Origin of the sequence: Qipengyuania xiapuensis, from assembly GCF_019711395.1 — a bacterium.
Taxonomy (GTDB): Bacteria; Pseudomonadota; Alphaproteobacteria; order Sphingomonadales; family Sphingomonadaceae; genus Qipengyuania; species Qipengyuania xiapuensis.
In genome coordinates this window covers 343,350-368,199 of the sequence record NZ_JAIGNL010000002.1, presented here as the reverse complement: position 1 = coordinate 368,199, position 24,850 = coordinate 343,350, and the positions used below count along the sequence as shown (strand labels likewise).

The 24,850-nt window shown below is 64.1% G+C and carries 23 protein-coding genes; 10 read left to right on the top strand and 13 right to left on the bottom strand.

Annotated elements, in window-relative coordinates; genetic code table 11:
• Position 1 precedes the first annotated feature (1 nt).
• Positions 2 to 823 (top strand): twin-arginine translocase subunit TatC, encoded by an 822-nt coding sequence (tatC, locus tag K3163_RS11050; RefSeq protein ID WP_221554248.1) that lies wholly within the window; start codon positions 2 to 4, stop codon positions 821 to 823.
• Here tatC and K3163_RS11045 read toward each other — a convergent pair.
• Entirely contained in the window at positions 808 to 2,457 is a 1,650-nt protein-coding gene (locus tag K3163_RS11045; RefSeq protein WP_221554247.1) for an amidohydrolase, read from the bottom strand. The genes tatC and K3163_RS11045 overlap by 16 nt on opposite strands.
• A 110-nt stretch (positions 2,458 to 2,567) precedes the next feature.
• Between K3163_RS11045 and K3163_RS11040 the strand changes: the two genes are divergently transcribed.
• The 4 genes from K3163_RS11040 to K3163_RS11025 all read left to right on the top strand — a co-directional run bounded on the left by K3163_RS11040 (position 2,568) and on the right by K3163_RS11025 (position 11,138).
• Positions 2,568 to 3,821 carry a threonine ammonia-lyase gene (locus K3163_RS11040; RefSeq protein ID WP_221427852.1) on the top strand — a complete coding sequence of 418 codons (1,254 nt, stop codon included), beginning with the start codon at positions 2,568 to 2,570 and terminating at the stop codon, positions 3,819 to 3,821.
• 150 nt (positions 3,822 to 3,971) lie between these two features.
• On the top strand, positions 3,972 to 4,814 hold the full coding sequence (locus tag K3163_RS11035) for an arginyltransferase (RefSeq protein WP_221427853.1): 843 nt from the start codon (positions 3,972 to 3,974) through the stop codon (positions 4,812 to 4,814).
• A 43-nt stretch (positions 4,815 to 4,857) separates the two neighbouring features.
• Entirely contained in the window at positions 4,858 to 6,945 is a 2,088-nt protein-coding gene (locus K3163_RS11030) for an autotransporter assembly complex protein TamA (protein WP_221554246.1), read from the top strand.
• Positions 6,945 to 11,138 carry a translocation/assembly module TamB domain-containing protein gene (locus K3163_RS11025; protein WP_221554245.1) on the top strand — a complete coding sequence of 1,398 codons (4,194 nt, stop codon included), beginning with the start codon at positions 6,945 to 6,947 and terminating at the stop codon, positions 11,136 to 11,138. The genes K3163_RS11030 and K3163_RS11025 overlap by 1 nt, the downstream gene beginning before the upstream one ends.
• A 6-nt stretch (positions 11,139 to 11,144) precedes the next feature.
• Here K3163_RS11025 and K3163_RS11020 read toward each other — a convergent pair whose 3' ends face one another.
• The 3 genes from K3163_RS11020 to K3163_RS11010 form a co-directional block, all read right to left on the bottom strand.
• The gene (locus K3163_RS11020) at positions 11,145 to 11,720 is read right to left on the bottom strand and encodes a fasciclin domain-containing protein (RefSeq protein ID WP_221554244.1); all 576 of its coding nucleotides are present in this window, start codon (positions 11,718 to 11,720) and stop codon (positions 11,145 to 11,147) included.
• 11 nt (positions 11,721 to 11,731) lie between these two features.
• Positions 11,732 to 12,760, bottom strand: coding sequence for a hypothetical protein (locus tag K3163_RS11015; protein ID WP_221554243.1), 1,029 nt, complete (start codon positions 12,758 to 12,760; stop codon positions 11,732 to 11,734).
• An 85-nt stretch (positions 12,761 to 12,845) separates the two neighbouring features.
• The gene (locus K3163_RS11010) at positions 12,846 to 13,439 is read right to left on the bottom strand and encodes a lysozyme (RefSeq protein ID WP_221554242.1); all 594 of its coding nucleotides are present in this window, start codon (positions 13,437 to 13,439) and stop codon (positions 12,846 to 12,848) included.
• A 115-nt stretch (positions 13,440 to 13,554) separates the two neighbouring features.
• Here K3163_RS11010 and K3163_RS11005 point away from each other — a divergent pair, with 115 nt between their 5' ends.
• Positions 13,555 to 14,310: a hypothetical protein gene (locus K3163_RS11005; RefSeq protein ID WP_221554241.1), complete on the top strand. Its 756-nt coding sequence runs from the start codon at positions 13,555 to 13,557 to the stop codon at positions 14,308 to 14,310.
• Here K3163_RS11005 and K3163_RS11000 read toward each other — a convergent pair.
• Positions 14,301 to 15,305, bottom strand: coding sequence for a PilZ domain-containing protein (locus K3163_RS11000; protein ID WP_221554240.1), 1,005 nt, complete (start codon positions 15,303 to 15,305; stop codon positions 14,301 to 14,303). The genes K3163_RS11005 and K3163_RS11000 overlap by 10 nt on opposite strands.
• A gap of 180 nt (positions 15,306 to 15,485) precedes the next feature.
• On the opposite strand from K3163_RS11000, the gene K3163_RS10995 reads away from it, so the two are divergent.
• Positions 15,486 to 15,692 carry a helix-turn-helix transcriptional regulator gene (locus K3163_RS10995; RefSeq protein WP_221427861.1) on the top strand — a complete coding sequence of 69 codons (207 nt, stop codon included), beginning with the start codon at positions 15,486 to 15,488 and terminating at the stop codon, positions 15,690 to 15,692.
• A complete protein-coding gene (locus K3163_RS10990) occupies positions 15,689 to 16,345 on the top strand; it encodes a hypothetical protein (protein ID WP_221427862.1) in 657 nt (218 codons plus the stop codon). Before K3163_RS10995 ends, K3163_RS10990 begins: the two co-directional genes overlap by 4 nt.
• Positions 16,346 to 16,427: 82 nt before the next feature.
• On the opposite strand, the gene glnA is transcribed toward K3163_RS10990, so the two are convergent.
• The 5 genes from glnA to K3163_RS10965 form a co-directional block, all read right to left on the bottom strand.
• On the bottom strand, positions 16,428 to 17,837 hold the full coding sequence (gene glnA / locus K3163_RS10985; protein WP_221427863.1) for a type I glutamate--ammonia ligase: 1,410 nt from the start codon (positions 17,835 to 17,837) through the stop codon (positions 16,428 to 16,430).
• 66 nt (positions 17,838 to 17,903) lie between these two features.
• The gene (locus K3163_RS10980; protein WP_221427864.1) at positions 17,904 to 18,242 is read right to left on the bottom strand and encodes a P-II family nitrogen regulator; all 339 of its coding nucleotides are present in this window, start codon (positions 18,240 to 18,242) and stop codon (positions 17,904 to 17,906) included.
• 174 nt (positions 18,243 to 18,416) lie between these two features.
• Positions 18,417 to 19,355 carry an N-acetyl-gamma-glutamyl-phosphate reductase gene (gene argC, locus K3163_RS10975; protein ID WP_221554239.1) on the bottom strand — a complete coding sequence of 313 codons (939 nt, stop codon included), beginning with the start codon at positions 19,353 to 19,355 and terminating at the stop codon, positions 18,417 to 18,419.
• The gene (locus K3163_RS10970; RefSeq protein WP_221554238.1) at positions 19,352 to 19,699 is read right to left on the bottom strand and encodes a hypothetical protein; all 348 of its coding nucleotides are present in this window, start codon (positions 19,697 to 19,699) and stop codon (positions 19,352 to 19,354) included. Before K3163_RS10970 ends, argC begins: the two co-directional genes overlap by 4 nt.
• A gap of 72 nt (positions 19,700 to 19,771) precedes the next feature.
• On the bottom strand, positions 19,772 to 21,160 hold the full coding sequence (locus tag K3163_RS10965) for a leucyl aminopeptidase family protein (RefSeq protein ID WP_221554237.1): 1,389 nt from the start codon (positions 21,158 to 21,160) through the stop codon (positions 19,772 to 19,774).
• 43 nt (positions 21,161 to 21,203) lie between these two features.
• Between K3163_RS10965 and K3163_RS10960 the strand changes: the two genes are divergently transcribed.
• Positions 21,204 to 22,022 (top strand): DUF3298 and DUF4163 domain-containing protein, encoded by an 819-nt coding sequence (locus tag K3163_RS10960; RefSeq protein WP_221554236.1) that lies wholly within the window; start codon positions 21,204 to 21,206, stop codon positions 22,020 to 22,022.
• A gap of 41 nt (positions 22,023 to 22,063) precedes the next feature.
• Complete coding sequence (gene map, locus K3163_RS10955; RefSeq protein ID WP_221554235.1) at positions 22,064 to 22,891, top strand: type I methionyl aminopeptidase; 828 nt, start codon at positions 22,064 to 22,066, stop codon at positions 22,889 to 22,891.
• A gap of 4 nt (positions 22,892 to 22,895) precedes the next feature.
• Here map and K3163_RS10950 read toward each other — a convergent pair whose 3' ends face one another.
• The 3 genes from K3163_RS10950 to ccmA all read right to left on the bottom strand — a co-directional run bounded on the left by K3163_RS10950 (position 22,896) and on the right by ccmA (position 24,802).
• Complete coding sequence (locus tag K3163_RS10950) at positions 22,896 to 23,471, bottom strand: DnaJ domain-containing protein (RefSeq protein ID WP_221554234.1); 576 nt, start codon at positions 23,469 to 23,471, stop codon at positions 22,896 to 22,898.
• Between the two features lie 96 nt (positions 23,472 to 23,567).
• Positions 23,568 to 24,224 (bottom strand): heme exporter protein CcmB, encoded by a 657-nt coding sequence (locus tag K3163_RS10945; RefSeq protein WP_221554233.1) that lies wholly within the window; start codon positions 24,222 to 24,224, stop codon positions 23,568 to 23,570.
• Positions 24,221 to 24,802 carry a heme ABC exporter ATP-binding protein CcmA gene (gene ccmA, locus K3163_RS10940; RefSeq protein WP_221427872.1) on the bottom strand — a complete coding sequence of 194 codons (582 nt, stop codon included), beginning with the start codon at positions 24,800 to 24,802 and terminating at the stop codon, positions 24,221 to 24,223. Before ccmA ends, K3163_RS10945 begins: the two co-directional genes overlap by 4 nt.
• Positions 24,803 to 24,850: the final 48 nt, after the last annotated feature.

Below are 24,850 nucleotides of genomic sequence, written 5' to 3'. Positions count from 1 at the left end.
CATGGCGTTCGAGGTCAAGGATATCGACGAGACGCAGGCGCCGCTGCTCGACCACCTGATCGAGCTGCGCACGCGCTTGGTGCGTTGTGTGGCGGCACTGGTGGTCGCGTTCCTCGGCTGTCTCTATTTTGCAGACCGTATCCTCGGCTTCCTGATCCAGCCGCTGAAGGGCGCGTTCGCCGATGGAGAAGGCCAACTGATCTTCACCAAGCTCTACGAGGTCTTCTTCGTCGAGCTGAAAGTCGCGCTGTTCGCAGGCTTCTGCATCGCCTTTCCCTATATCGCGAACCAGCTCTGGGCCTTCGTCGCCCCGGGGCTTTATGCGAAGGAAAAGAAGGCTTTCCTGCCATTCCTGTTCGCCACGCCCTTCCTTTTCGCAAGCGGCGCTGCGCTGGCATATTACATCGTCATGCCGACCGCTTTCGAATGGTTCCTCGGTTTCGAGGGCAGTGCGGGCGGCCTCCAGATCGAGGCGTTGCCGACGGCGAACGAATATCTCGGTCTGGTGATGCAGTTCATCCTCGCCTTCGGGATGAGCTTCCTGCTTCCGGTCCTGCTGCTTCTGCTGCACCGCGCAGGGATCGTGACGCGCGAGCAGCTCGTCGGCGCGCGCCGCTATGTCATCGTGCTGGTGGTAGCGCTCGCCGCGATCATCACGCCGCCCGATCCCGGCTCGCAGCTGCTGCTGGCGGTCCCGCTGCTGCTGTTGTTCGAAGGATCGCTGTTGCTGATGCGCCTGTTCGACAAGCGCGACGCGAAGGCGAAGGCGAAGGAAAAGGGCGAGGCCGAGACCCCGCCCGACGCCGATCAGTCGGCCTCGTAGACCTTCCGACCGCCGACCCAGGTTTCCAGCACTGTGGTGTTCCGGATCTGGTCGGGCGTGTCGACCAGCGGATCGACATCGACCAGCACGAAATCCGCACGCTCTCCGGGAAGCAGGCGTCCGAAGCGCCCTTCCGCAAAGCCCGCAAAGGCGGCTTCTGAAGTGAAGCCGGCGAGCGCCTGCTCGCGGCTCACGCTTTCGCTCGGGCGCCAGCCGCCGAAGGGTTCGCCCTCGGCATTGGCGCGGGTGATGGCGACTGCGAGGCCGGCAAAGGGGTTGGCCGATTCCACCGGTGCGTCGGAGCCGAAGGCGAGCCTTCCGCCCAGCTGCAGGATGGTGTTCCAGGCATAGGCCCCATCGAGACGATCCGGGCCAAGGCGTGCCTCCGCCATGAACATGTCGCTCGTCTGATGGACCGGCTGCATGCTCGAGATGATGCCGTGCTCTGCCAGTTTCGGCAGGTCCGCCGGATCGACGATCTGGACGTGCTCGATGCGCCAGCGGCGGTCGCCGTCGAAGCTCTCGGCGATCTCCGAGATGGCATTGAGCGCCTCGGCATTGGCTGCGGTTCCGATCGCGTGGACGGCGGGCTGGAAATTGCCCTGTGCTGCGCGGACAAGGATATTGCGGAGCGCGGCAGGCGGGGTCAGCGGCAGGCCGGTGTTGTGCGGATCGTCGGCATAAGGCTCTTTGAGCCATGCACCGCGGCTGCCCAGCGCGCCGTCGAGATAGAGCTTGATCCCGTTGAGGCGCAGCTTGTCGTCGTAAAGCCAGGGCGAGGGTCCGCTTCCGCCGATCAGGACCATCTGTTCGGGTCCGGCGGCATAGGACATGATGCGCAGCGAGAGCGAGCCGTTGTCGCCAGCGCGGCGGAAGGCCTGCCAGTCCTCGATCGTCGTGCCCATGTCGGCCATCGCGGTGATGCCCTGGGCGTGGAGGACCTTCTGCGCTTCGGCGAGCGCGAGATCACGCTCGACCGGACGCGGGGCCGGAATGGCCTTGGTCATGAGCTCTTCGGCAGCATCGACGAACACGCCCGAGGGCGTCTTGCCGTCCGCTAGGGTTTCGATCCGGCCGCCGCTGGGCGAGACGCTCTTCGCGGTAACGCCCGCAGCCTTCATCGCGAGCGAATTGGCCCAACCGGCATGGCCGTCGACGCGGGCGAGATAGACGGGACGGTCGGAAACCACGCTGTCGAGCTCGGCAGCAGTGGGGAAGCGACCAAGACCCCATTTTTCCTGGTTCCAGCCGCGTCCGAGGATCCACGGGCGGGCCTCGTTCTCCTCTGCGAAGACACGGATCGCCTCGAGCGCTTCCTCGAGCGAATTCGTGCCCGACAGATCGAGTGTCAGGGCACCGAAGCCGATGCCGCTCACGTGACCGTGCGCATCGATGAAGCCGGGCAGCATGACGCGGCCTTCGCCGTCCTCGCGGTAGTCGGTCCGCGGCGCTTCTTCGCCCCGCTCGAGCAGCCGCGCGACCTTGCCGTCATCGTCGATCACCAATGCGCTGAAACGCTTGACCTCGCCATTCTCGTCGATTGTGATCCCCGACACGTTGTCGACCAGCACATCGGCCTGTGCGGGCATGGCGACAGCGCTGGCGAGGAGGGCGGCAGCAAGTTTCAGCTTCATTGAAAGACCCCGGTATCTGTATCTGTGGCGCCAGCGATAAGGCATAGCTTGGCGTAGGCAAACCCTTTCCAAGATTGCGTCCTTTGCACGTGCGCCGTAGGGGCGAAGCCATGACACAGGTATCATCCCTTCGCGCCGAGCAGAGCGCGACCGAGCTTCTGACCCTCGACGATGTGCGCGCTGCTGCGCAGCGCATCGAAGGCGCGGTGGTCAAGACTCCGATGATGCACTCGATTACGCTTTCCGAAATTACCGGCGCCGACATCTGGCTGAAGTTCGAGAACCTGCAGTTTACCGCGGCCTACAAGGAGCGCGGCGCATTGAATGCGCTGCTGCAGCTGACTGAAGAACAGATGGCCAAGGGTGTCATCGCGGCTTCGGCAGGCAACCATTCGCAGGGCCTTTCCTATCACGGGCGCCGCCTCGGGGTGCCGGTCACGATCGTGATGCCCTCGACCACGCCCAGCGTGAAAGTGATGCAGACCGAGAGCGTGGGCGGCAATGTCGTGCTGTTCGGCGAGACATTCGACGAGGCCTATGCCCATGCACGCGAGCTCGAGGCAGAGCGCGGGCTGACTTTCGTCCACCCCTTCGACGATCCGCAAGTCGCCGCGGGGCAGGGCACCGTGGCGCTCGAAATGCTCGAGCTGAAGGACGATTTCGATTGTCTCGTCGTGCCGATCGGCGGCGGCGGATTGATGAGCGGCATGGCAACGGTTGCCAAGGCGCTTCATCCCGACATCCAGATGGTCGGCGTGCAGGCGGAGCTCTATCCCTCGATGTACTCCGCCGTGACCGGCGATGAACGCCCCTGCGGCGGCGACACGCTGGCCGAAGGCATCGCGGTCAAGGAACCTGGCGCCTTCACGCGGCAGATCATCCGTGAGCTGGTCGATGAAGTCCTTCTGGTCGGTGAGCCCAAGCTCGAACGCGCCGTCTCGTTGCTGCTCCAGATCGAGAAGACGGTGGTCGAGGGCGCGGGCGCTGCGGGTCTTGCCGCAGTGCTCTCCAATCCGGAGAAGTTTGCCGGCAAGAAGGTGGGGCTGGTGCTTTGTGGCGGCAACATCGACACACGCCTGCTCGCCAACGTCCTAGTGCGCGACCTTGCCCGTTCGGGCCGCCTCGCGCGCCTGCGCATCACTCTGCAGGACCGCCCGGGCGCGCTTTACAAGGTGATGCGCGAATTCAACGCGCACAACGTCAATATCATCGAGATCTACCACCAGCGCATCTTCACCACGCTTCCTGCCAAGGGCCTGATTACCGAAATCGAGTGCGAGGCACGCGATGGAGCGCAGATCGACCGGCTGGTGAAGGAACTGGAAGGCAAGGGCTACAGCGTGGAACTGGCCGAACTCGCCTGAGGAAACTTAAGCGCGAAACTCCCGGAAAGCGGGCGACTCGTCGGGTCGCCCGCTTTTTCGTGGTTAATTGTCTTTAAACCCGGACCTGGGTTATGCATAAAGGAGTTGTTAACGAATTAGAGAACGTCGCTCAGAGAGGACCTGCCAGCCGTGACGGCACCCATTCGCTTCCCCCGGTTTTTCGTGACCAGCCCTGCGCCGTGTCCGTACCTGCCGGGCCGCAGCGAGCGGAAGGTCTTCACCGAACTGCGCGGCGAAAATGCGGATGAGCTGAACGAAGCGCTGGGCCGGATCGGTTTCCGTCGCAGCCAGACCGTCGCCTACCGCCCCTCCTGCCTCGACTGCCAGGCCTGCGTATCGGTTCGCGTCGTGGCGGGCGAATTCAAGCCTTCGTCGAGCCAGAAGCGCACGATCAAGGCGAACAGCGATCTCGTCGTGTCGGAATGCCGTCCGTGGGCCACGGATGAGCAATACGAGTTGCTTCGTCGCTATCTTGCCGCACGTCACCCCGGTGGCGGCATGGCGGAGATGGACGAAAGCGATTTCGCCGATATGGTGGAACACACTCCGGTATCGAGCTTTTTGGTTGAATATCGGGAACCGGGAGTAGGATCCGAACCGGGCCGTCTGGTCGGGGCCTGCCTCACGGACGTTCAGGGTGACGGGCTGTCGATGATCTACAGCTTCTACGACCCCGAAATTGAGGATCGCGCCGGGCTTGGGAATTTCATCATCCTCGACCACATCCGCCGTGCAGCGGACAGCGGGCTGCCCTACGTCTATCTCGGCTACTGGGTCGAAGGCTCCGAGCGGATGCAGTACAAGGTCCGCTATCGCCCGCTCGAACGGCTCAGCCGCAGCGGATGGGAGCGCATGCCCGAAGCCGAACAGAAGCGCCACATCGCAACCGCAACCGCGGCAAGGAAAGGGCGCGTCGGTGATTCCCTGCCGGCCAAGGACGGCAACCAGCTTGAATACAAGCTCGCCGACTAGCCAACTCCGCCAATCCTTGTTGCTCTGCGGTGCAGCCCTGGCTGTGGCCAGCGCGCCGCTTGCTGCACAGGACAGCGAAGCACCTCCTGCACTCGAAGACCTCATTCCCGATAGTGCAGTCGAGAATCCCGAAGACTGGGCAGGGCAGGGTACCGAGGGCGAAGAGGCTTCGGACAATAACGACGCGCCCGATCCGGACACGCCGATCGAGCTCCCGGAAGGCATCGACATGCCATGGCCGAGCGATATCGAGATCGATGATGTCGAGCCGCTCGAAGCGGAAGAAGAGATCGAATTTGCCGATCTCGACCTCGGCCGCGCACAGCTGGACCTCGAGGAAGCAGAGACGGTCCGTCTCAACGGCAATCTCGTGCTCGGTTTCCCGCAGACCGAACCGCCGTTCTCCGAACGCGGCGATTTCCTGCTGCGTTACGAAGCGCTCTCGACGATCGAAAACCTGCAGGACGAGGACGCGAGCATCGCCCAGCTCGTAGCGCGCGCCCGCGAAGACGAGCAACTGCTTGGCAATTTGCTGCGCGTCTACGGCTATTATGACGGGCAGGTTATTCGCTCGATCGGCGCGCTGCAGCCCGGCGACGAAGCCGCCAGCGAGACGCCTACGGTGCGTTTCGATGTCATTCCCGGCAATCGCTATCGCTTCGGCGCGATCGACCTAGGCAATCTCGATCAGGCGCCCGATTACGAGGATCTGCGCGCTTCCTTCGGAATAACATCCGGCGACTTCCTGCAGAGCGACACGATCGTGCAGGAACAGTTCGCGCTCGATCGCAGGCTGGGCGAGACCGGCTACGCCTTTGCCGAGATCAATGAACCAAGCCTGCTGATCGACCATGAACGCGAGGAAGGCGATCTCACGCTCGAGGTCGAACCGGGCGGCAAGTATGTTTTCGGGGAAGTCGTCAGCAGCGACCCCAAGTTCCTTTCGGGCAAACACCTCGGCACGATTGCGCGCTTCGAGCCCGGCGAAACCTACCAGCGCAGCCTCTCCATGGACTTGCGCCGCGCAGTGACCGCGACAGGCCTCGTTTCCTCGGTCAGCGTCACTCCGCGCGAAGTCACACCGCCACAGGGCAACCAGCCGGGCGTGGTCGACATGGATGTCGAGCTCGAACGCGCGAAGCTGCGCACGATCTCGGGCGCAATCGGCTACGGCTCCGAGGAAGGTATCCGCGTCCAGGCGAGCTGGGAGCATCGCAACCTGTTCCCGCCCGAAGGCCTGCTGAGGGTGCGCGGCATCATCGGGACGCGCGAGCAGCTGGCCGGCGTCACATTCAGACGAAACAACTTCGGCGGTCGTGACCAGGTGCTTACGATCGACGCCTATGCTTCCGCGCAGGATACGGTGGCATACGATGCAAACACTGTCGCAGTGACGGGGTCATACGAGCGGCTCTCGACACTGCTGTTCCAGAAACCGCTCAGTTGGTCGGTCGGCGCACTCGTGCTCGCCTCCGACGAACGCAACAGGGTCATCGGAGGCGTTCCGAGGCCGCGACAGACCTACTTGGTCGGAGCGGTCTTCGGACGCGCGACCATCGACACGACGGATTCACTTCTCGATCCTACTCAGGGCTTCAGGGTCACGGGCTTTCTTGCCCCTTCCACCGCACGCACGGCGGGGGACCAGTTCTATTATCTGCCGAACCAAGTCGACGCTTCATACTACCAGTCGGTTTCGTCGGGCGTGATTGCAGCAGGTCGCGTACGCTACTCGAGTATCATCGGCGCCCCACTATTCGCCATTGCTCCTTCTCGGCGCCTGTATGCCGGAGGCGGTGCTTCGGTCCGCGGCTATGGGTATCAGGCAATCGGCCCCAAGAACGATTTCGGCGAACCGACCGGCGGGCGCAGTCTCGTTGAAGCCTCGGTTGAGGCGCGCATCGAGACAGGTTTTTTCGATGGGGCCGTATCCGTCGTTCCCTTCTTCGACCTGGGAGCCGTCTCAATTGAAGAGACCCCAGACTTCCGCTTCGTCAAATACGGCGCGGGCGTAGGCCTGCGCTACGACACCGGGTTCGGGCCCATCCGCGTGGATGTCGGCGTGCCGCTCAACCCGGACCCCGACGACGCCCCTGTTGGCGTATACGTATCGCTGGGGCAGGCGTTCTGATGGCGGAAGAGGCCGAAGTGACGGAAGCTCCGCGCCGGGGACGGGGGCGCCGGATCGGCAAGTGGGCGCTCGGAATACTGGGCGGGCTGCTGCTGCTTATCGTCGCAGCTGCGGCCTTGCTCAACACGCCGATCGGAGAGCGCTATCTCGCCGACCGCATCGCGCGAGAGACATTCCCCAACGGGCTCAACATCCGGATCGGCCGGATCGAGGGCAATATCTACGGTGAGGCCGTCCTCCATGATGTCGCCTTGTCGGACCCGGAGGGTGTCTTCCTCACGATCCCGCGCGCCGAGGTCGATTGGAACCCGCGCGCATGGCTGTCCAACCGGCTCGAGATCGATAGCTTTGCCGCGCGCCGTGCCACGCTTTCGCGCATTCCCGAATTCCTCCCGAGCGAAGATGAAGGCCCGATCCTTCCGGGTTTCGATATTTCGATAGACCGGCTGGAGATCGATGCCCTCACGCTGGCACCGGGCATCGCGGGCGATGAGGCGCAGCAGGCCGACCTGCTCGCGGAAGTCCAGATCGAGGACCGACGCCTGCTCGTCGATGCCGACGCGAGCCTTGGCGATGAAGACCGTCTCGCCCTCAAACTGGATGCGGAACCCGACGGCGATCACTTCGACCTTTCCGCGGACCTGCGTGCGGCGGCCGACGGCGCACTGGCCGGAATGCTGGGCCTCGATCGTCCCTACGAAGCGAATCTCGAAGGCGATGGCACGTGGACCGATTGGAAGGGCGGCCTGCTCGTGCGCGCCGAAGACGATCGGATCGCTGCGCTAAGGATCACCAACCGGGCTGGCCAATTCGGACTCCTCGGCAAGCTCGACCCGAGCGATTTCCTTTCCGGCACTCTGGCGCGCGCGGCAGGCAATGACGTCGCCCTTTCTTCGCGCATGGCGATCGACAACCGCGCGTTCGACGGTACGATCACGGTGATTGGACGCGGTTTGAGGCTCGATGGTGAGGGGCTCGTGGACCTTGCGCAGAACCGTGTGGACAATCTCGATCTGACCGGCCGCCTTCGCGACCCGGAGGTCTTCGGCGCCGATATCAGGCTCGAGAATACCAGTTTCCAGGCCACTGTCGACGGCGCGTTCGACGATCTTGCCATCGTCCACGACCTGCGTGTCGGAAACCTCGAGCTCGGCAGTGCGGAAGTGTCTCGCCTGCGCCAGCGCGGCACGCTTTCCTATGACGGCGCGCAGTGGCGTCTTCCGCTGGCGCTTTCGGTCGAGCGGATCAACACCGGCAATGCGCTGGTCGATGCGCGGCTGGTCAATGGTGACGGCCGTGGCCGACTGACGCTTTCGGGAAGCCGTCTTTCCGGCGAGGACATCCGCCTGTCCTTCCGCGGTCTCGCTGCAAATTTGGCGCTGCGCGGGGATCTCGATGCAGGGCGCTACCAGATCCGCGGTCCGGTTCGTGCAAACGGTGTGCCGCTCGAGAATGTCGGACAGGCTGGCGGAACGGCGCTGGTTGAATTCGATCTATTGCCGAACGGCTGGCAGGTCGCGGCACAGGTCGACGGACGAATCGCGCCGGTGACCAACTCAACGTTGGAAAACCTTGCCGGGCCAGCCATCCGCGTGCGCGGCGGGATTGCCACGCGCAGCGGTGCCGCGATCGACTTCGACGCATTGCGCATCACCGCAGACAAGCTCGAAGTCGCTCTTAACGGAGCGATCGAGGGAAGCACGACGCAGCTCGCTGGCACGGGCACGCACACGCAATACGGCGATTTCACGGTCGAAGGCAGCATCGAGGACGGCGCGCCGACCGCACAGATGGTCTTTGCGCGCCCGTTCACGGGTCTCGAAAATGTGAGCGTCGCGATCGCGCCGAGCGAAGAGGGCTTCGCGATCGATGCCGAGGGCGATTCCACGCTCGGCCCCTTCGAAGGGGCACTTGCGCTCTTCTCTCCGGAAGACGGCCCGACACGGATCGATGTCGAGCGGCTCACCGTTTCCGATACCGAAGTGGCCGGTGCCCTCACGCTGGTTGACGGGGGTGCCAGGGGCGACCTCAGCCTGACCGGAGGCGGCCTGAGCGGCACCATCGGACTGGCGCCGCGCGACGGGGCGCAGGGTCTCGACATCGACCTTGCCGCGCGCAACGCCAGTTTCGGGGGCGACACGCCGCTCCTGATCGGTCGAGGAGAGGTCGAAGCGCAGGGCGTGATCGGCGGCGGTACGACGAGCTTCTCAGGCACCGCGACGGCACAGGGCCTGCAGTACGGCACGCTGTTCATCGGTCGTCTTGCTGCGCGCGGCGAGGTCGAGGATGGCAGGGGCAGCGTCGATGCCAGTATTGCCGGTCGGCGCGGCAACCGCTTCGCGCTCGATCTCAACGCCCGTTTCCAGCCGCAGCGTATTGCCGTGGCGGCGCAGGGACAATTTGCCGGACGCGAAATCTCCATGCCTCGCCGCGCGGTCCTTGCTGCGCGGGAAGAAGGCGGCTGGCGTCTAGCACCGACACAGCTCAACTACGGTGACGGAACCGCCATCGCCTCGGGCATTTTCGCGCCCGACGAAACGGCTCTGGAACTGAAGCTTGCCAGCATGCCGCTGTCGCTCGCGGATATCGCGGTCAACGATATCGGCCTCGGCGGGACGATTTCGGGCGTGGTGGATTTCAGCAGTCCGCGGGGCGGATTGCCGCGGGGGACCGCGCGCGTGAAAGTGGATGACCTGACGCGCTCGGGTCTCGTCCTTTCGTCCAAGCCGGTCGATCTCTCCCTGCTGGTAAATCTCGAGCCGCAGCGCCTCGAAGCGCGCGCTGTGCTCGCGAACGAGGACATCAGGCGTGGCCGCGTCCAGGCGCTGATCACCGACCTGCCGGCGAGCGGAGACCTCACGCAGCGCCTGCGCGCCGGGCGTCTCGATGGGCAATTGCGTTATCAGGGCGCTGCCGAAAGCCTCTGGCGCCTCGCAGCCGTAGAGGCCTTCGATCTCACCGGACAGGTGGCGATTGCCGCCAATGCCAGCGGCTCGCTAGCCACGCCGCGGGTGCGCGGAACCGTCTCGAGTGACGACCTGCGCGTGAGAAGTTCGCTTTCGGGCACCGATATTCGCGACGTGAGCGTGCGCGGGCGGTTTGCAGGCTCGCGCCTCCAGCTGACCCGTTTCGCCGGCTCTACCGCGAACGGAGGCACGGTGACGGGTAGCGGCATCGTCGACCTCGAAGGCCTCGGCGAACGCGTCCAGGGGCGGTTGCTCGAGATTCGCGGTCCCACGCTGGATCTGCGCGTTGCGGCCACCAATGCGCGCCTGCTCGAGGCCGCAGGAATCAGCGCGACCATCACCGGGCCGCTCAGGATCGTCTCGAACGGTCTTGGCGGGACCATTGCTGGCCGCGTGCGCATCAACCGCGCGAGCTGGGAGCTCGGGACTGCCGCCGAGGACATGCGCCTGCCGGTAATCGCGACGCAGGAGATCAACGCTCCGGCCGACCGCGCGCCGCGCGTCGCGCCGGGAAGGCCCTGGCGCTACCTGATCGATGCAAGGGGGCGCAGCAGGATCGATGTCGACGGCATGGGCCTCGACAGTGAATGGGGCGCCGACATCATCCTTCGCGGGACCACGGACGATCCGCGTATCGGCGGCAGCGCCGAGGTCGTCCGCGGCGACTACACCTTCGCGGGCACGCGCTTCGAGTTGACGCGCGGAGAGATTGCCTTCGACGAGAACCTCCCGATCGACCCGCGCCTTGACATCCGTGCAGAAACCGAGCGCGATGGGACCGACGTGATCGTCACCGTGACCGGCAGCGCGCAGCAGCCCGAGGTAGCCTTCTCCTCCGATCCGGCACTGCCCGAGGAAGAGATCCTCGCGCGGCTACTCTTCGGTGGCTCGATCACCACGCTATCCGCGACCGATGCCCTGCAGCTTGGCGCGGCAGTGGCGAGCCTGCGCGGCGGCGGCGGGATGGACCCGATCAACCAGCTGCGCAGTGCCATTGGCCTCGATCGGCTGCGGATCGTCTCTGCCGATCCCGCACTCGACCGCCAGACCGGCGTTGCGTTGGGCAAGAACTTCGGGCGCCGCTTCTATGTCGAGCTCATCACCGACGGGCGGGGCTACAGCGCGACCGAGCTCGAATTCCGCATCACCAGCTGGCTTTCGCTGCTGGCAAGCGTTTCGACGGTCGGTCGCGAAAGCGTGGTCGCGGAAATCAGCCGCGACTACTAGGTCGTCCTAGCTCGCCTCTCCGGGCAGCAGGACGGTGTCGATCGGGATGATCACGCCATTGGTCGCAGCCGTTGCGCTGCCGGTGAAGCGCGCTTCTTCACCCGCGCTGTTGGTCGCAACGATCGTGTCGCCGTCCATCGAGAACGTGACTTCCCCGCCACCGAAGCTGGTCATCTTCACTTCACCGCCCTGGTTTTCGATCGCGTCCGCGATGTTTTCGGGCGTGAGGTGGCCGGGCAGGATGTGATCGCGAAGGACACCGGCGAGCACCGGCCCCTGTTCCTCGGTCATCAGGGCCTGTCCCTGTTCACCCAGCGCTGCAAAAGCGTCGTCGACGGGCGCAAGCAGCGTGTAGCTGGCCGAACCCTCGAAGATCGAGGTGATCTGTGCGTTCGAAACTGCGCCGTTGAGGCTTGCGAGGTCGGGTTTGCCGCCGAGTGCCGCGGCCACGGTAAGCGAGGTTTCCTCTTGCGTTTCGGAGGTCGCTTCGCCGGGCTGCGTTTCGCTGCATGCCGGAAGGAGTGCGAGGCTCGCGATTGCTCCGGCCAGCACCAAGGGTTTGGCGAAGGTGTTCGTCATCATTTCTCTCCGGATCAGATCAGCAGGTCGATCGCAGCGGCGACCAGGCGCGTTTCGGGGTCGATCTGGTAAACGTAGCCGTCCGAATAGCGGTACATGTACTCGGGGCTGTCGTAATACCGGTCACGATAGCCATAGGGCACGTTGTAGACGTCGTAGCCAGAAGGCATCGGCTGGCCGACCGTGAACTCGTCACCGGTAATCAGCGCGGCGATCGAGGTGATCGCGGCGTCTTCGGGATTGACCCGGTAGATGACGTTGTCGGCATAGCGATAGCGATCACGCCCGCCGAGGTTGTAGTAGTCGACGTAATAGCGGGGCACTTCGTAGCTGCGATAGCCGCTGGGCCAGACGTTGCCGATGCCAAGAGCGCCTGCCAGCAGCGGGACCCAGCCCGAAATACCGCTGTCGCCGTAACGCACGAGATAGCCGTCGTTGTAGTAATAGTCGCCGCGGCGATAATTAGAGAGGCCGAACAGCGAGGGCCGGTAACGGTCCCCGAAAAGGGTGCGTTCGTAGCGATCGCGGACCTGCCCCGGAGGATTGCAGCCGTTGCGCTTCTTGGCGAGACCCGGCGGGCAACCGTCGATCAGGCCGCGCGAGCGATCCTGCGCCAGCCAGCCGTAGTCACGGATTTCACGGATGATCCGCGGGTCGTCACGATCGCCGTAGCGAATACGCCCATCGCCCCGGTTCTCGTTCCGGTCGGCGCGGCGGTCGCGATAATCCTCGATGCGATCGGCGCGATTGTCGCGATAATCCTCGCGGCGGTCCGCCTGCCGGTCGCGGCGTTCTTCACTGCGATCGGCTGCGCGGTCGCGGCGGTCTTCCATCCGGTCTGCCCGGCGGTCCTGCCGTTCCTCGCGGCGTTCGGCCCGGCGTTCCTGCCGGTCATTTCCGCCGCGATTCCCGCGCTCGGTGCCCTGGCTCTGGCTGGCAGCGGCCTTGTTGCCGCCGTTGCCTTTGCCATTTCCATTACCTTGCGCGACAGCTCCGCTCGCTGCGAGGGCGAGCGCTGCCGCTCCAGCCATCAATATACGCATTTTCAAGCTCCTTTGCCCTTCGAAACGGCGCGGACCGTGGTCAGGTTCCGAACGATCCGGATTGCCCGCCACGTTTCGTCGCATCTCAGGAGCGGTACAGGGCCACCTCCGCGTTTCGGCGCCGAACCAGCCCCTTCAGGACCCGGCCGCCGGCATGCTTCCACTTCGCGAATTCTCGGGCGGCGCCTTCATGGTCTCCGGCGACATGCTTGCGGGTCAGCGTGGCCCGGCCGATCGCTCCGGTATTGAAGTGGAAGCTGACGAGCGCAGCGAACTGGCCCGCAGTGGTGGGCGCGTGCCCGATCGCCTCGCGTACTTCGGCAGCGTGGCGCGCGACATCGTGGAGGAGCCGCGCGTCGCACTGCTCCTGCGTCCACACGGTATCCGGATTGACGTCGGCTCCGGTAGCGCCCCAGCCGATGGTCCATGGCGCGCCGCCCGTGCCGGGATCGGGATAGGCTTCGACCATGCCGTCGGGACGCAGCCTCGCGCAGCCCTCGAAGCGCTTGATGAGTTGGAGACCTGCTTCGCTGACCCCACAGGATGGAACGGATGGAACACGGTCCTGCGCAGAAACTCCCGCGGCATCGATGGCGCGGTCGAGCACCTCGACTTCGGACTGGCTGAACCCTCGCCCGAGAAGGCGGCGTACGGTATCGAACAGGGGCTTGCGTGACATGGACTAGACCTCCTTGTGAAAGAGGTGCGGGAATTAGGCAGAAAAGCGGGGAGTAGGAAAATGCCCGTGACGAGCGACACTGGAATTCTCGACCGGTCCGGGTAAACCGGTGTCGATGCTTTTTTCGTCCAAGCCACCGATATCGCGCGAAGAATTCGACTGGTTGCTCGCCTGTTTCGCATGGCTGCGGACAATGCTGGGTGACCGCCACACCGCTCCCGGGTTGATCGGACCGTCACATCCGCAACTGCTGGAAGCGAGGACCGGCCCGGAGCTTTTCCAAGCGGTCAGGGGCCTCATGCGCATGCAGGACTGGCCCTGCGAGCTCGAGATGGTGCCCGATGATCCGGTCCATCAACCCGACGAAACCTTTTTCGAAGGGATGGGCGCATGCGGAACCTGCTCGGTCGTCGATGGGGTCGCAACGATCCGCTACAGCTCGCAGATGCTTGCCAATCCCGATGCGCTGGCAGGGACCTTCGCTCATGAGCTGTGCCATTTCCTCTTGTGGGAAGCCGGCGATCCTCCGGGTGGCCCGGACCTGATGGAACATTCGACCGACTGTGCGGCAGCCTATCTGGGCTTTGGCGTTTTGCTGGCGAATTCGGCGCGGACTTTCGCCAAATGGCAGGACGACCTCTACGCATATTGGCAGTCTTCGACGGCCGGATATCTGTCGGAGCAGTCCCTGGTCACGGCGACTGCGGCATCCGCAGCGCTACACGGTTTCGATCTCGGCCCTGCCGAAAGCGGATTGAAGCCCTACCTTAGAAGCGATTTGAAGAAGGCGAAACGCGCCCTGGCCAAGAACCATCCGGATCTTGGCACCAGCCTCTCGGAAATCGATTTGCTCGAGTATAATTACGCCTGATCGGTTTCGGCCGGCTCGTCAGCGTCGACCGTTTTGCCTTCCGCTTTCCCTTCCGGGTGGAGCGTCGCGTAAAGCTCTTCCAGCGTCAGCGCCTTGTATTCCATGTCGGGGGCATGGTGCGGATTTTCGACATTGCCGTGGCGCACGCGGAGCAGGTCGTAATCCGAAGGGCCGGAATCTTCTTCGCCTTCGTCGCCGCGCTTGGCCGCCCGTTCCATTTCCGGCTCAAGCTCGGCATAGCTCTCGTTGACCAGCAGCGAGACGTCGAACTCGTCGGCAAATTCGATCCCGCACTCCTGGCCTGCGTGCCACCGGACCTTGCCTGCCAGATCGCCTGCATGACGCAGAGATAGGATCACGTCGCGGTCGTCATCGAGATCGAGGTTGCCCGAAAGCGAGACCATGGCGCCCGAGCGCGAGATATTGCGCAGGCGTGCGGTGGCATCCTTCTCGCCCAGCTTGAGCTTGCCGACCCACACCAGCTGGTGGCGCTTGGCGACATCGCGGCGTTCACTTCCGATAGCGAGCTTGGGCGAATAGCTTGCCGCCTCGTGCTCCTTGCGGATCGTCTTCATGATGAAGTCGCGCACCCCGGCTTCGGCGATGATGACGGTTTCGGCAATGAATTCGAGACCAATCCGGCCGTCGCGGACCCAGCGCACCGCAGTGGTGATGGGGGCGCAATCTTCGATCGAGAGTGTGATCTCGTCACCGATGGCGAGATGCCGGTCGCTGCCGATCATGACACCGTTGGACGACAGGTTCAGCAGCGAGACGTCGAAAATATCGCCTTCGAGGTCTGCAGTCGCCTTCTTGCCCTTGAGGACATGGCGATCCTCATTGCGCTGGTGGATGGCGCGGGCACCGCGGCGGGGGATGGCGACCGCGCCCAGTCCCTTGGCCGAGCGGTCCTGTTTACTGCGCTTCCTCTGGATAATGCGTTCGGCGCGGCGTTCGGCCACGTCCTCCGCGATATCCTTCTTCCAGAAAGTCATGACAGTAATTCCGCCCCAATACTTGCGAATACATTGCTAGGAGCAAGGCCCTAAGAATTCGTATAGCGAACGTTCCCACGCCGATCCGGGCCATTCCGCTGCCTTGAGGCTGTAAAGAGCTCTTGACTGTAAATAGCTCTTGTCAGTAAAGGGCTCTTTACAGGCAGACGGAGTGATTCGGTGAAGAACCGCTTGAAGGAACATCGCGAGGGCAAGGGCTGGAGCCAGGGCGAACTGGCGCGCCGGCTGGGCGTTTCGCGCCAGACCATCAACGCGGTCGAAACCGACAAATACGATCCCTCGCTGCCGCTGGCGCTGCGCATGGCGAAGCTGTTCGCCGTCGCCGTGCCGGACCTGTTTATCGACGATTGGGAGCCGACGGAATGATGACGGAAGAAAGCGGCAGGAACGAGCAATCGGTATTGCGCAAGCTGGCTGTGCCAATCGTGATCGGCGCCGCGGTCGGCTTCGTCACGATGTTTGGTGTGTCGAAGCTAACCTCGGGCGATTTGCTGGCGGGCCTGTCGAAGGCCGCCGAAATGGCAGTGCTCGTGGGGGCCTTCTACATACTTGCAGGCGTGGGCGTGGGCTTAGGGGCACTTCGCCCCCGGATCGGGGCGAAAATCCTGAACGTGGAAGATGTCGAGGAACTCGAGGAGCAGAAGGGAAAGCTCCTCACCTCCTGCATCGCCATGGCGCTCTGGGGCGCTGCCCTGATCATTATCGCGCTGGGCGGAGAGGGCGGAATTATCGCGCCGCTGCCCGCGTTGATCGGCGGGGTGGCGATGCTCGTGATCGGGAGCGGCTTCGCATGGGTATCCTATCGTGCGTCCGACGAGCTGATGCAGATGCTCAATGCCGAAGCGACGGTGCTTGCCTATTCGCTCACGCTCGGGGTGGTGGGCGTATGGGCGATGGCCGCACATCTCGATCTGGCCCGGGCACAGGAGCCGATCGAGATGCTGACCATGTTCTACGTGATCGCGATGCTTGCGACGTTCATCGCTGCGGGGCGGCGAGGATTGCTGGCCCCGCGCTGATCCCGCCTCCGCATTGCGCAAATAAAAAGGGCCGCCCGGATATGCTCCGGGCGGCCCTTTTGTTGTTCGGTACCGACGCTGTTTAGGCGCTGTAGTACATGTCGAATTCTGCCGGGCATGGCGTGGTTTCGACGCGCAGGACTTCTTCCCACTTCAGTTCGGCATAAGCGTCGATCTGGTCCTTGGTGAAGACGTCGCCCTTCAAGAGGAACTCGTGGTCGGCTTCGAGAGCCTCAAGCGCTTCGCGAAGCGAGCCGCAAACGGTCGGAACGTCGGCGAGCTCTGCCGGCGGCAGGTCGTAGAGGTTCTTGTCCATGGCTTCGCCCGGGTGGATCTTGTTGGTGATCCCGTCGAGGCCGGCCATCAGCAGCGCGGCATAGGCGAGGTAGGGGTTGGCCATCGCGTCGGGGAAGCGGAACTCCACGCGCTTCGCCTTGTCGCCCGCACCGTAGGGAATGCGGCACGAGGCCGAACGGTTGCGCGCCGAATAGGCGAGCAGGACGGGAGCTTCGAAGCCCGGCACAAGGCGCTTGTAGCTGTTGGTGGTCGGGTTGGTGAAGGCGTTGAGGGCCTTGGCGTGCTTGATGACACCGCCGATGTAGTAGAGGCAGTTCTCGCTCAGGCCACCGTACTGGTTGCCCGCGAAGGTCGGCTTGCCATCGTCCCAGATCGACATGTGGGTGTGCATGCCCGAACCGTTATCGTCCTTGATCGGCTTGGGCATGAAGGTCGCGGTCTTGCCGTAGATGTGCGCGACCTGGTGCACGACATACTTGTAGATCTGCATGTTGTCGGCGGTTTCGACGAGCGTGCCGAAGGTGAGGCCGAGCTCGTGCTGAGCGGCGGCCACCTCGTGGTGGTGCTTGTCGCAGTTGAGGCCCATTTCGATCATGGTCGAAACCATCTCGCCGCGGATGTCGACGGCGCTGTCGACCGGTGCCACGGGGAAGTAGCCGCCCTTGGCGCGCGGACGGTGAGCGAGGTTGCCGCTCTCGTATTCCTTGCCCGAGTTGGTCGGCAGTTCGATGTCGTCGATGGCGTAGCCCGAGCCGGCATAGCCGTCTTCGAAGCGGACATCGTCGAACATGAAGAATTCGGCTTCCGGGCCGACGTAGATCGTGTCGCCGACACCGGTCGACTTGAGGAAGGCCTCGGCGCGCTTGGCGGTCGTGCGCGGATCGCGGGCGTACCATTCACCGGTCGACGGCTCGACGATGTCGCAGAACATGATCAGCATCGGCTCGGCACTGAACGGGTCGAGATAGACGCGCTCGAGATCGGGCTTCAGGATCATGTCGCTTTCATTGATGACCTTCCAGCCGGCGATCGACGAACCGTCGAACATCAGGCCGTCTTCAAGCTCGTCTTCGCCCAGAACCTTGGCGACCATGGTCAGGTGCTGCCACTTGCCCTTGGGGTCGGTGAACCTGAGATCGACCCACTCGATGTCCTCGTCCTTGATGCGCTTGAGGACGTCTTTCGCACTTGCCATTTGGTTGCCTCCGTTGGGGTAGTTCGTATTGCGCCCGCCTTGCTGCGGGCAATTAGGTCAGTCGGATCAGATCGCGTCTTCGTCTTTTTCGCCGGTGCGGATGCGCAGCGCGCTTTCGATCGGCGAGACGAAGATCTTGCCATCGCCGATGCGGCCGGTCTGGGCAGCTGCGGCAATGGCCTCGACGGTGCGCTCGGCGATGTCGTCGGTGACGACAACCTCGAGCTTCACTTTGGGCAGGAAGTCGACGACGTATTCGGCGCCGCGATAAAGTTCGGTATGGCCTTTCTGGCGGCCGAAGCCCTTGGCCTCGGTAACGGTGATGCCGGACACGCCGATTTCGTGCAGCGCCTCCTTCACCTCGTCGAGCTTGAAGGGCTTGATGATCGCTTCGATCTTTTTCACGTGTCCACCGGTCCCGTCTGGCGCCGCGCGGGAAAATTCCGCACACAGGCCTAATGTAATTCTGCGCGCGTCGTTCCAAGAAGCGTGCCAACTGCACAAATGGCGCAAATGCGCGGGTGGTGGAAGGCGTGCCGGGCAGGCTTGCCCAAAGGCTGGTCGTCCCGTGCCTAAATTTTAGGCAGCAGGCAGCTTGAGGCCGGCAGTTTCGGGCAGTCCGCAAAGCAGGTTGAGGTTCTGCACCGCCGCTCCGCTTGCGCCTTTTCCGAGGTTGTCGAGCCGCGCCACGAGGCGCGCGTTCCAGCCGCCTTCATTGCCGAAAACGAACAGCTCCAGCCCGTCCGAAGGGGCGGCGTCGGTTTCGAGCAGCAGCTCCCCGACCACGCCCTTTTCATGGACTGTGACGAGGGGCGAGCCGTCGTAGAACTCGGCCAGCGCATCGCGCAGGCTGTCGGCGTGCGGGTCGCTTTCCATCGCGCCGAGATGCAGCGGTACCTCGACGATCATGCCGCGATAGGCAGGTACGACAGACGGCGCGAACAGCACGGGGTGGTCGAGACCCGCATGCTCTTTCATTTCAGGCAGGTGCTTGTGCGCAAGATCGTAGCCATAGGCACGGAAGGCAGGTGCGCCCTCGGCCTCGAAGCGCTCGATCAGCGCCTTGCCGCCGCCCGAATAGCCACTCACCGCGTTGACGGTGTACGGCCAGTCCGCAGGCAGCAGGCCTTCGCGCACCAGCGGTGCGACAAGCGCCAGGAAGCCGGTCGGATAGCAACCGGGATTGCTCACCCGCCGCGCATCGGCGACGCGCTCGCTGCCGACCAGTTCGGGGAAGCCATAGCACCAGCCCTCGGCGGTGCGGTGGGCGGAAGAGGCATCGATGATGCGCGTGCCCGAAGCAGGGTCGATCAGCTCGACCGCTTCGCGGGCTGCATCGTCAGGCAGGCAGAGGATTGCGACATCCGCCTCGTTCAGCGCTTCGCGGCGAGCCTTGGTGTCCTTGCGGCGGGTGTCGTCGAGCGTGATGAGCGTGAATTCGCTGCGCCCGGAAAGACGATCGGCAATCTCGAGGCCGGTCGTACCTGCTGCCCCGTCGATAAAGACCTTGTGCGTCACTGGTCGGGTGCGAGTGCGCCGAGCCGCAGGTAGCCGCTCGGGCCTTCAGGGCCCACGGTGACCCAGAGCCAGTCACCGGCCTGGTCGAGCAGTTCGATCTTGCTGCCCGCTGCGAGCGTGGCGCCATCGTCGGCATCGTCGCGCATGGCGATCTTGAGCACGACGTCGGCGTCGCCGATGTGGCGTTCGTGCGGGATGACGTAGTGCGCTGCGAGGAAATGGTCTGCGAGCGCGATATGCGCCAGATCGCCACGCAGCGGCAGCGTGCCGGGCGCAGGTTTCTCCACCGGGCCCTTGAGGCCGACGATTCCGGTGGGCAGGTTGTAGTTCGCCGCTTCGCTCAACGTGTCGTTTCCCTGTTGCAGTTGCGGGCGCTTACCCTCGCTCCTGTCGCGGGGCAAGCGCGCAAGCCGTCACTATTCCGGTTTGAAACGCTTTTGCAGCATGTGCCAGCTGGCCCTCAGGCCGTAGGCGTCGCCGCCTTTGGGTCGCCCGGGCTTGGCCGTGGGGCGCCATGCGAAGGTGTCGAAGTGCGCCCAGTCGATCCCTTCGCCCACGAACTTGTCGAGGAACAGGCCGGCCACGCTGGCACCGGCAAAGGCATTGCCATGCGCGTTGTTGGTGTCGGCGATGTCGGAGGAAAGCCACTCGGCATAGGCTTCGGGCAGCGGAAGGCGCCAGGGCTCGTCATCGACGCCGCGGCCCGCCTCGATCAGCGCGTCGGCCGTCGCGTCCTCGCGGGTCATGAGGGCGGGGTAGTCGGGCCCCAGCGCCACGCGTGCCGCACCCGTCAGAGTTGCGAAATCGACGATGAATTCGGGATTCTCTTCCGATGCACGAGTCAGCGCATCGCCGAGGATCAGGCGGCCTTCGGCATCGGTATTGCCGATCTCCACCGTCAGCCCCTTGCGCGTCTTGAGCACGTCGCCGGGACGGAAGGCGTTGCCGGCAATGGCATTCTCCACCGCTGGTACCAGCAGGTGCAGGCGCACCGGCAGTTTCGCGCCCATGATCAGGCCTGCGAGCGCAATGGCGTGCGCTGCGCCGCCCATGTCCTTCTTCATGAGCAGCATGCCGGTGGAGCTCTTGACGTCGAGCCCGCCGCTGTCGAAGCAAACGCCCTTGCCAACCACGGCGATCACCGGGTCGCTTTCCTTGCCCCAGGTGAGGTGCATGATCCGCGGCGCATGGCTGCGCGCAGCAGCGCGGCCGACCGCATGGACCATGGGATATTCCTGCTCCAGCTTGTCGCCGCGCGTCACCTCGAGCTTACCGCCATGCTCCTTGGCGAGCTTCTCGCACTGTTCTTCGAGCGCAGCCGGGCCCATGTCCTCGGCAGGGGTATTTACGAGGTCTCGTACGAGACAGACCGCGCGCGCTTCGGCCTTGGCTGCGTCGATCTTCTTCACTTCCTTGGTCAGCAGGATGCGGGGGCCGACCGGCTTCTCGGACTTCTTGTAGCGCTCGAACGTGTACTGCGCGGTCTGCCAGCCATGCACGGCGGGGCCGGCATCGCCTTCGGCCCTGCGATAGGTGCCTTCGGGAAGCGTCTCGGCGAGCTTGGCCATGCACCAGCTCGACAGTTCTTCGGGATTGGCGACGCCGCCGACCACGAACCAGTTGTCACCATCGGGGACAATGCCGACCTGGTAACCCGAACCGTCGAACTTCTGGGCAGCGAGGGCCGCACGCTGTCCGGAGGAGAGCGATTTGACCCAATCCGGGAAACCGGCCTTGTTGACCAGATGGATGGGGATAGCTTCCTGTCCACGGTCTGCCTGGATTAGGTCGGCTTTGTCGGCCATGATATGCCTCTCGCGTGTTTAAGTGTCTCGGCAAGGTAATTCCATGCGCGCGCCCCTGTTCCTGATTTCTCTGGCTCTGTCGAGCGCCGCGTGCTCGCAGGCCGAAGAAGACAGTGGAGATGCCTCCGCGCCCCCGCAGCCACCCGAAGTCCCCCAGCCGCCGGAGGTCCCGGCGATCGAGGGCGTGTCTTTCAACGACGACGAGAAACGCAGCGGCGGCACGCGCGAATTTGCCTACAGCTGGCCGGCAAAAGTATCGGAGCAGGCCGACCTTGCCGCCATGCTCGAAGCCGAGCGCGACGAGGCGCTTGCCGAGCAGAAGAGCGAATGGGAGCAGTCGCTGGTCGACTTTCCCGGCGATTGCGTGACCTGCAAGGCCCGCGGGTTCGAAAAGGAATGGAAGGTCGTGACCGACCTGCCCGGCTGGCTCTCCCTTTCGGCCGATACCTATGTGTACACGGGCGGCGCGCACGGCATGACCGGCAAGCAGTCGCTCGTGTGGGACAAGGAGCGCTCGGCCGCTATCAAGGGCATCGAGATGTTCAATTCGCCGGTCGCACTCGAAAACGCGCTCGGCGCGAAACTGTGCGATGCGCTCGATCGTGCGCGGTCCCGCAGGCGGGGGGCGACGGTCAACCGGACGTCCGGAGGCAGCTTCTCCGATTGCCCCGGTCTCGACGAGGCGACCGTGCTGGTCGGATCGTCGAACGAGCAGACTTTCGACCGCATCAGCGTCTATTTCGGACCCTATGTCGCAGGGCCCTATGCCGAGGGAGCCTATGAGCTCAATTTCCCGGTGACGGCCTCTGTAATCGATGCTGTGAAGCCCGAATATGCGAATGCATTCAGCGTTAAGCGCTGACGGTCTCGCAATTCTCGCGCGCAATCGCTACATGGGCGCGCATGACCGAATACCAGGTAATCGACAGCGAACAGACCGTCTATCGTGACGGGACCATCAAGCTTCACGGGCCCGAGGGCTTCGAGGGCATGCGCAAGGCCGGGCGCCTTGCCGCCGAGATCCTCGACGAGCTGACCGAATTCGTGCAGCCGGGCGTGACCACCGGCGCGATCGACGACAAGGTCCGCGAGATGATGCTTGATGCGGGCGCAGTGCCTGCGACGATGGGCTATCGCGGTTATGCGCACAGCTGCTGCACCTCGATCAACCACGTCATTTGCCATGGTATCCCGGGCGAGAAGGCGTTGAAGGACGGCGACATCGTCAACATCGACGTGACCCCGCTATTGGACGGCTGGCACGGCGATACGAGCCGGATGTACTTCGCCGGCGAGCCCGCGCTCAAGGCGCGCAAGCTGGTCGACGTGACCTATGAATGCCTCATGCTCGGCATCGAGGCGGCGAGCCAGCCGGGCGCGCGTCTCGGCGATATCGGCGCGGTGATCGAAGCGCATGCGAAGTCGCATCGCTACGGCGTGGTGCAGGAGTTTTGCGGCCACGGTCTCGGCCGCCTGTTCCACGATGCGCCTGAAGTGATCCACACCGGCCGCAAGGGCACCGGCCCGCTACTGAAGCCGGGCATGTTCTTCACGATCGAGCCGATGATCAACCTCGGCCGCCCGCATGCCAAGATGCTGCGCGACGGATGGACTGCGGTCACGCGCGACAAGTCGCTCTCGGCCCAGTTCGAGCATTCGATCGGGATCACCGAAGACGGGGTCGAGATCTTCACCACCAGTCCGCGCGGCCTGCATAAGCCGCCCTACTAAGTGATTATTCCTCCTCGGGCTTGGATTGCTCGAGGAGCAGCTTTTCCTTTTCGGCACGGCTCTGCGAAATCACGTGGTCGACACCTTCGATGGTGATCGCCAGTTCGCTCTGCTGCGTGATCTGGATGAAGCCCTTCGACTTCAGGTACCAGGTGTGGAATTCAAAGCTGTCGTCCGAACAGCCGATTTCCGACTGGATGCGATAGGGCATGACGCCCGGCTGGTCCGCCCGTTCGCGGCGGCGCTTGTAGAGCGCGAGCAGGATCTTCTCATGCGCTTCGGCATCCTCGATCGCCGAGGACCCATCGATGATGATGTCGTCGCGCGGTTTGGCGGTGGCGGGCTTTAGCCCGAGCTCGGCTTCATACAGCCGGTCGTACTCGGCACGCCGCTTCGCGTCCTTGAGGACCTTGTAGGCGCGCGTGACGTCCTGGAACTTGTCGACGTCGGCGGTTTCGGAGTGGTCGGGATGATAGAGCTGCGCGAGGTGGCGGTAGGCTTTCTCCACCATCGACCGGTCGCAGGACGCATCGATCTGCAACAAGGCGTAGAAATCTATGAACTCTTCGTCGTCTTCCATTGCGGTGCCCCCAATACCCGGTCCACGAATAGTGTCTGCTATTCAATCATAGCAGCAGTGTCACTTACTCAAAAAGGCTAGTCGCAGGCTTGTCTTCTAGTTTTCGCGCGACGCCCGGATCGCGGCCCCTGCCGCGAAGGGAGCGATGGCCACGAGGACGAGGCTGATCGCCGCTGTCAGCAGGATCGCGCTCTCGTCCGGCCGGGCGAGGGCGCCGGCACCGAAAATGAGGATCGGCACGGCGAGCGGGATCACCATCAACCCCGCAAGCGCTGCGCCGCCGCGCATGGCCGCGGTAAGCGCCGCCACCATCAGGCCCACTGCGGCAAGGCCGGGAGTGCCCGCGAGAAGGCCGAGAAGGACCGTCCGGGTCGTCTCGCCGCTAAGGCCGAGCAATGCCGCTGCGGGCAAGGTGGCGACCAGCAGCAGCGGAGCAAAGGCGAGCCAGTGCGCGGCCAGGCGGATTGCCATCGCCAGCTCTTCCGAAATGCCGCGAAGATGCAATTGGTCGAAAGTGCCGTTCTCGACATCGCCTGCAACGAGCTTCTCGAGCGGCAGGATCGCGGCGAGCAGCGCAGCGACCCAGATCACGCCTCCGCCCGTCCGCGCGAGCAGTTGCGCATCGGGACCGACGGCGAAGGGGTACAGCATCGCCACGGCGAGGAAGAACAGCAACGGCAGGACGCCGCCTTGGGTGCCGCCGGGCATCAGCAGGCCGAGATCGCGGCGAAGCAGGGCGAGGGCGGGGCTCATGCGGCGAAATCCTCGATCGCGAGCGTTTCCGCATCGGGCAACGCCATCGCCTGGTGCGAGGCGACCACGGCGATCCCGCCGCCCGAGCAATGCAGCGCCACCAGCGACTCGACGCTCTTCTGGGCCTGCGTGTCGAGGCCGTTCAGCGGCTCGTCGAGCAGCCAGATGGGGCAGTTGCGATTGAGCAGCCGCGCGAAGGCCGCGCGCTTCTTCTGGCCGGTCGAAAGGAAGCGCACCGGCACGTCGAGCAGTTCTTCCAGCTGCAGGACCTCCAAGGCGCGCGAGGGGTCTCTGCAACCGTCGATCCGTTCCCAGAATGCGAGCGCCTTGCCCAGCGGCTGGTTCGCATCGAGCGCCAGCGTCTCGTCGATCAGCCCCATCGCGCCCGTCGTGCTGACCTCGCCCGAAAAAGGCTTGAGCAGGCCGGCAAGGATGCGGATCAGGCTCGACTTGCCGACACCGTTCGATCCCGTGACCTGCAGCGCATCACCGGGCGCGCAGCCAAGCGACAACCCCTTGAAGAGCAGCCTTTCGCCACGGCGGCATGCGATGTCGTTTGCGATGAGCTGCGCTTGCATGGCGCGCAGCGTTAGGCAAAAGGCCCCGAGCCCACAAGAAGGGCGCGA

Coding starts and splice junctions, on each gene's coding strand:
- K3163_RS11005 (WP_221554241.1), top strand. CDS start 13,555: ATGCTTTTTTCGTCCAAGCCACCGATATCGCGCGAAGAATTCGACTGG.
- K3163_RS10960 (WP_221554236.1), top strand. CDS start 21,204: ATGCGCGCGCCCCTGTTCCTGATTTCTCTGGCTCTGTCGAGCGCCGCG.
- K3163_RS10945 (WP_221554233.1), bottom strand. CDS start 24,224: ATGAGCCCCGCCCTCGCCCTGCTTCGCCGCGATCTCGGCCTGCTGATG.
- K3163_RS10950 (WP_221554234.1), bottom strand. CDS start 23,471: ATGGAAGACGACGAAGAGTTCATAGATTTCTACGCCTTGTTGCAGATC.
- K3163_RS11025 (WP_221554245.1), top strand. CDS start 6,945: ATGGCGGAAGAGGCCGAAGTGACGGAAGCTCCGCGCCGGGGACGGGGG.
- map (WP_221554235.1), top strand. CDS start 22,064: ATGACCGAATACCAGGTAATCGACAGCGAACAGACCGTCTATCGTGAC.
- K3163_RS10965 (WP_221554237.1), bottom strand. CDS start 21,160: ATGGCCGACAAAGCCGACCTAATCCAGGCAGACCGTGGACAGGAAGCT.
- K3163_RS10990 (WP_221427862.1), top strand. CDS start 15,689: ATGATGACGGAAGAAAGCGGCAGGAACGAGCAATCGGTATTGCGCAAG.
- K3163_RS11045 (WP_221554247.1), bottom strand. CDS start 2,457: ATGAAGCTGAAACTTGCTGCCGCCCTCCTCGCCAGCGCTGTCGCCATG.
- glnA (WP_221427863.1), bottom strand. CDS start 17,837: ATGGCAAGTGCGAAAGACGTCCTCAAGCGCATCAAGGACGAGGACATC.
- K3163_RS11000 (WP_221554240.1), bottom strand. CDS start 15,305: ATGACTTTCTGGAAGAAGGATATCGCGGAGGACGTGGCCGAACGCCGC.
- K3163_RS11020 (WP_221554244.1), bottom strand. CDS start 11,720: ATGATGACGAACACCTTCGCCAAACCCTTGGTGCTGGCCGGAGCAATC.
- tatC (WP_221554248.1), top strand. CDS start 2: ATGGCGTTCGAGGTCAAGGATATCGACGAGACGCAGGCGCCGCTGCTC.
- K3163_RS11010 (WP_221554242.1), bottom strand. CDS start 13,439: ATGTCACGCAAGCCCCTGTTCGATACCGTACGCCGCCTTCTCGGGCGA.
- ccmA (WP_221427872.1), bottom strand. CDS start 24,802: ATGCAAGCGCAGCTCATCGCAAACGACATCGCATGCCGCCGTGGCGAA.
- K3163_RS11015 (WP_221554243.1), bottom strand. CDS start 12,760: ATGCGTATATTGATGGCTGGAGCGGCAGCGCTCGCCCTCGCAGCGAGC.
- K3163_RS11040 (WP_221427852.1), top strand. CDS start 2,568: ATGACACAGGTATCATCCCTTCGCGCCGAGCAGAGCGCGACCGAGCTT.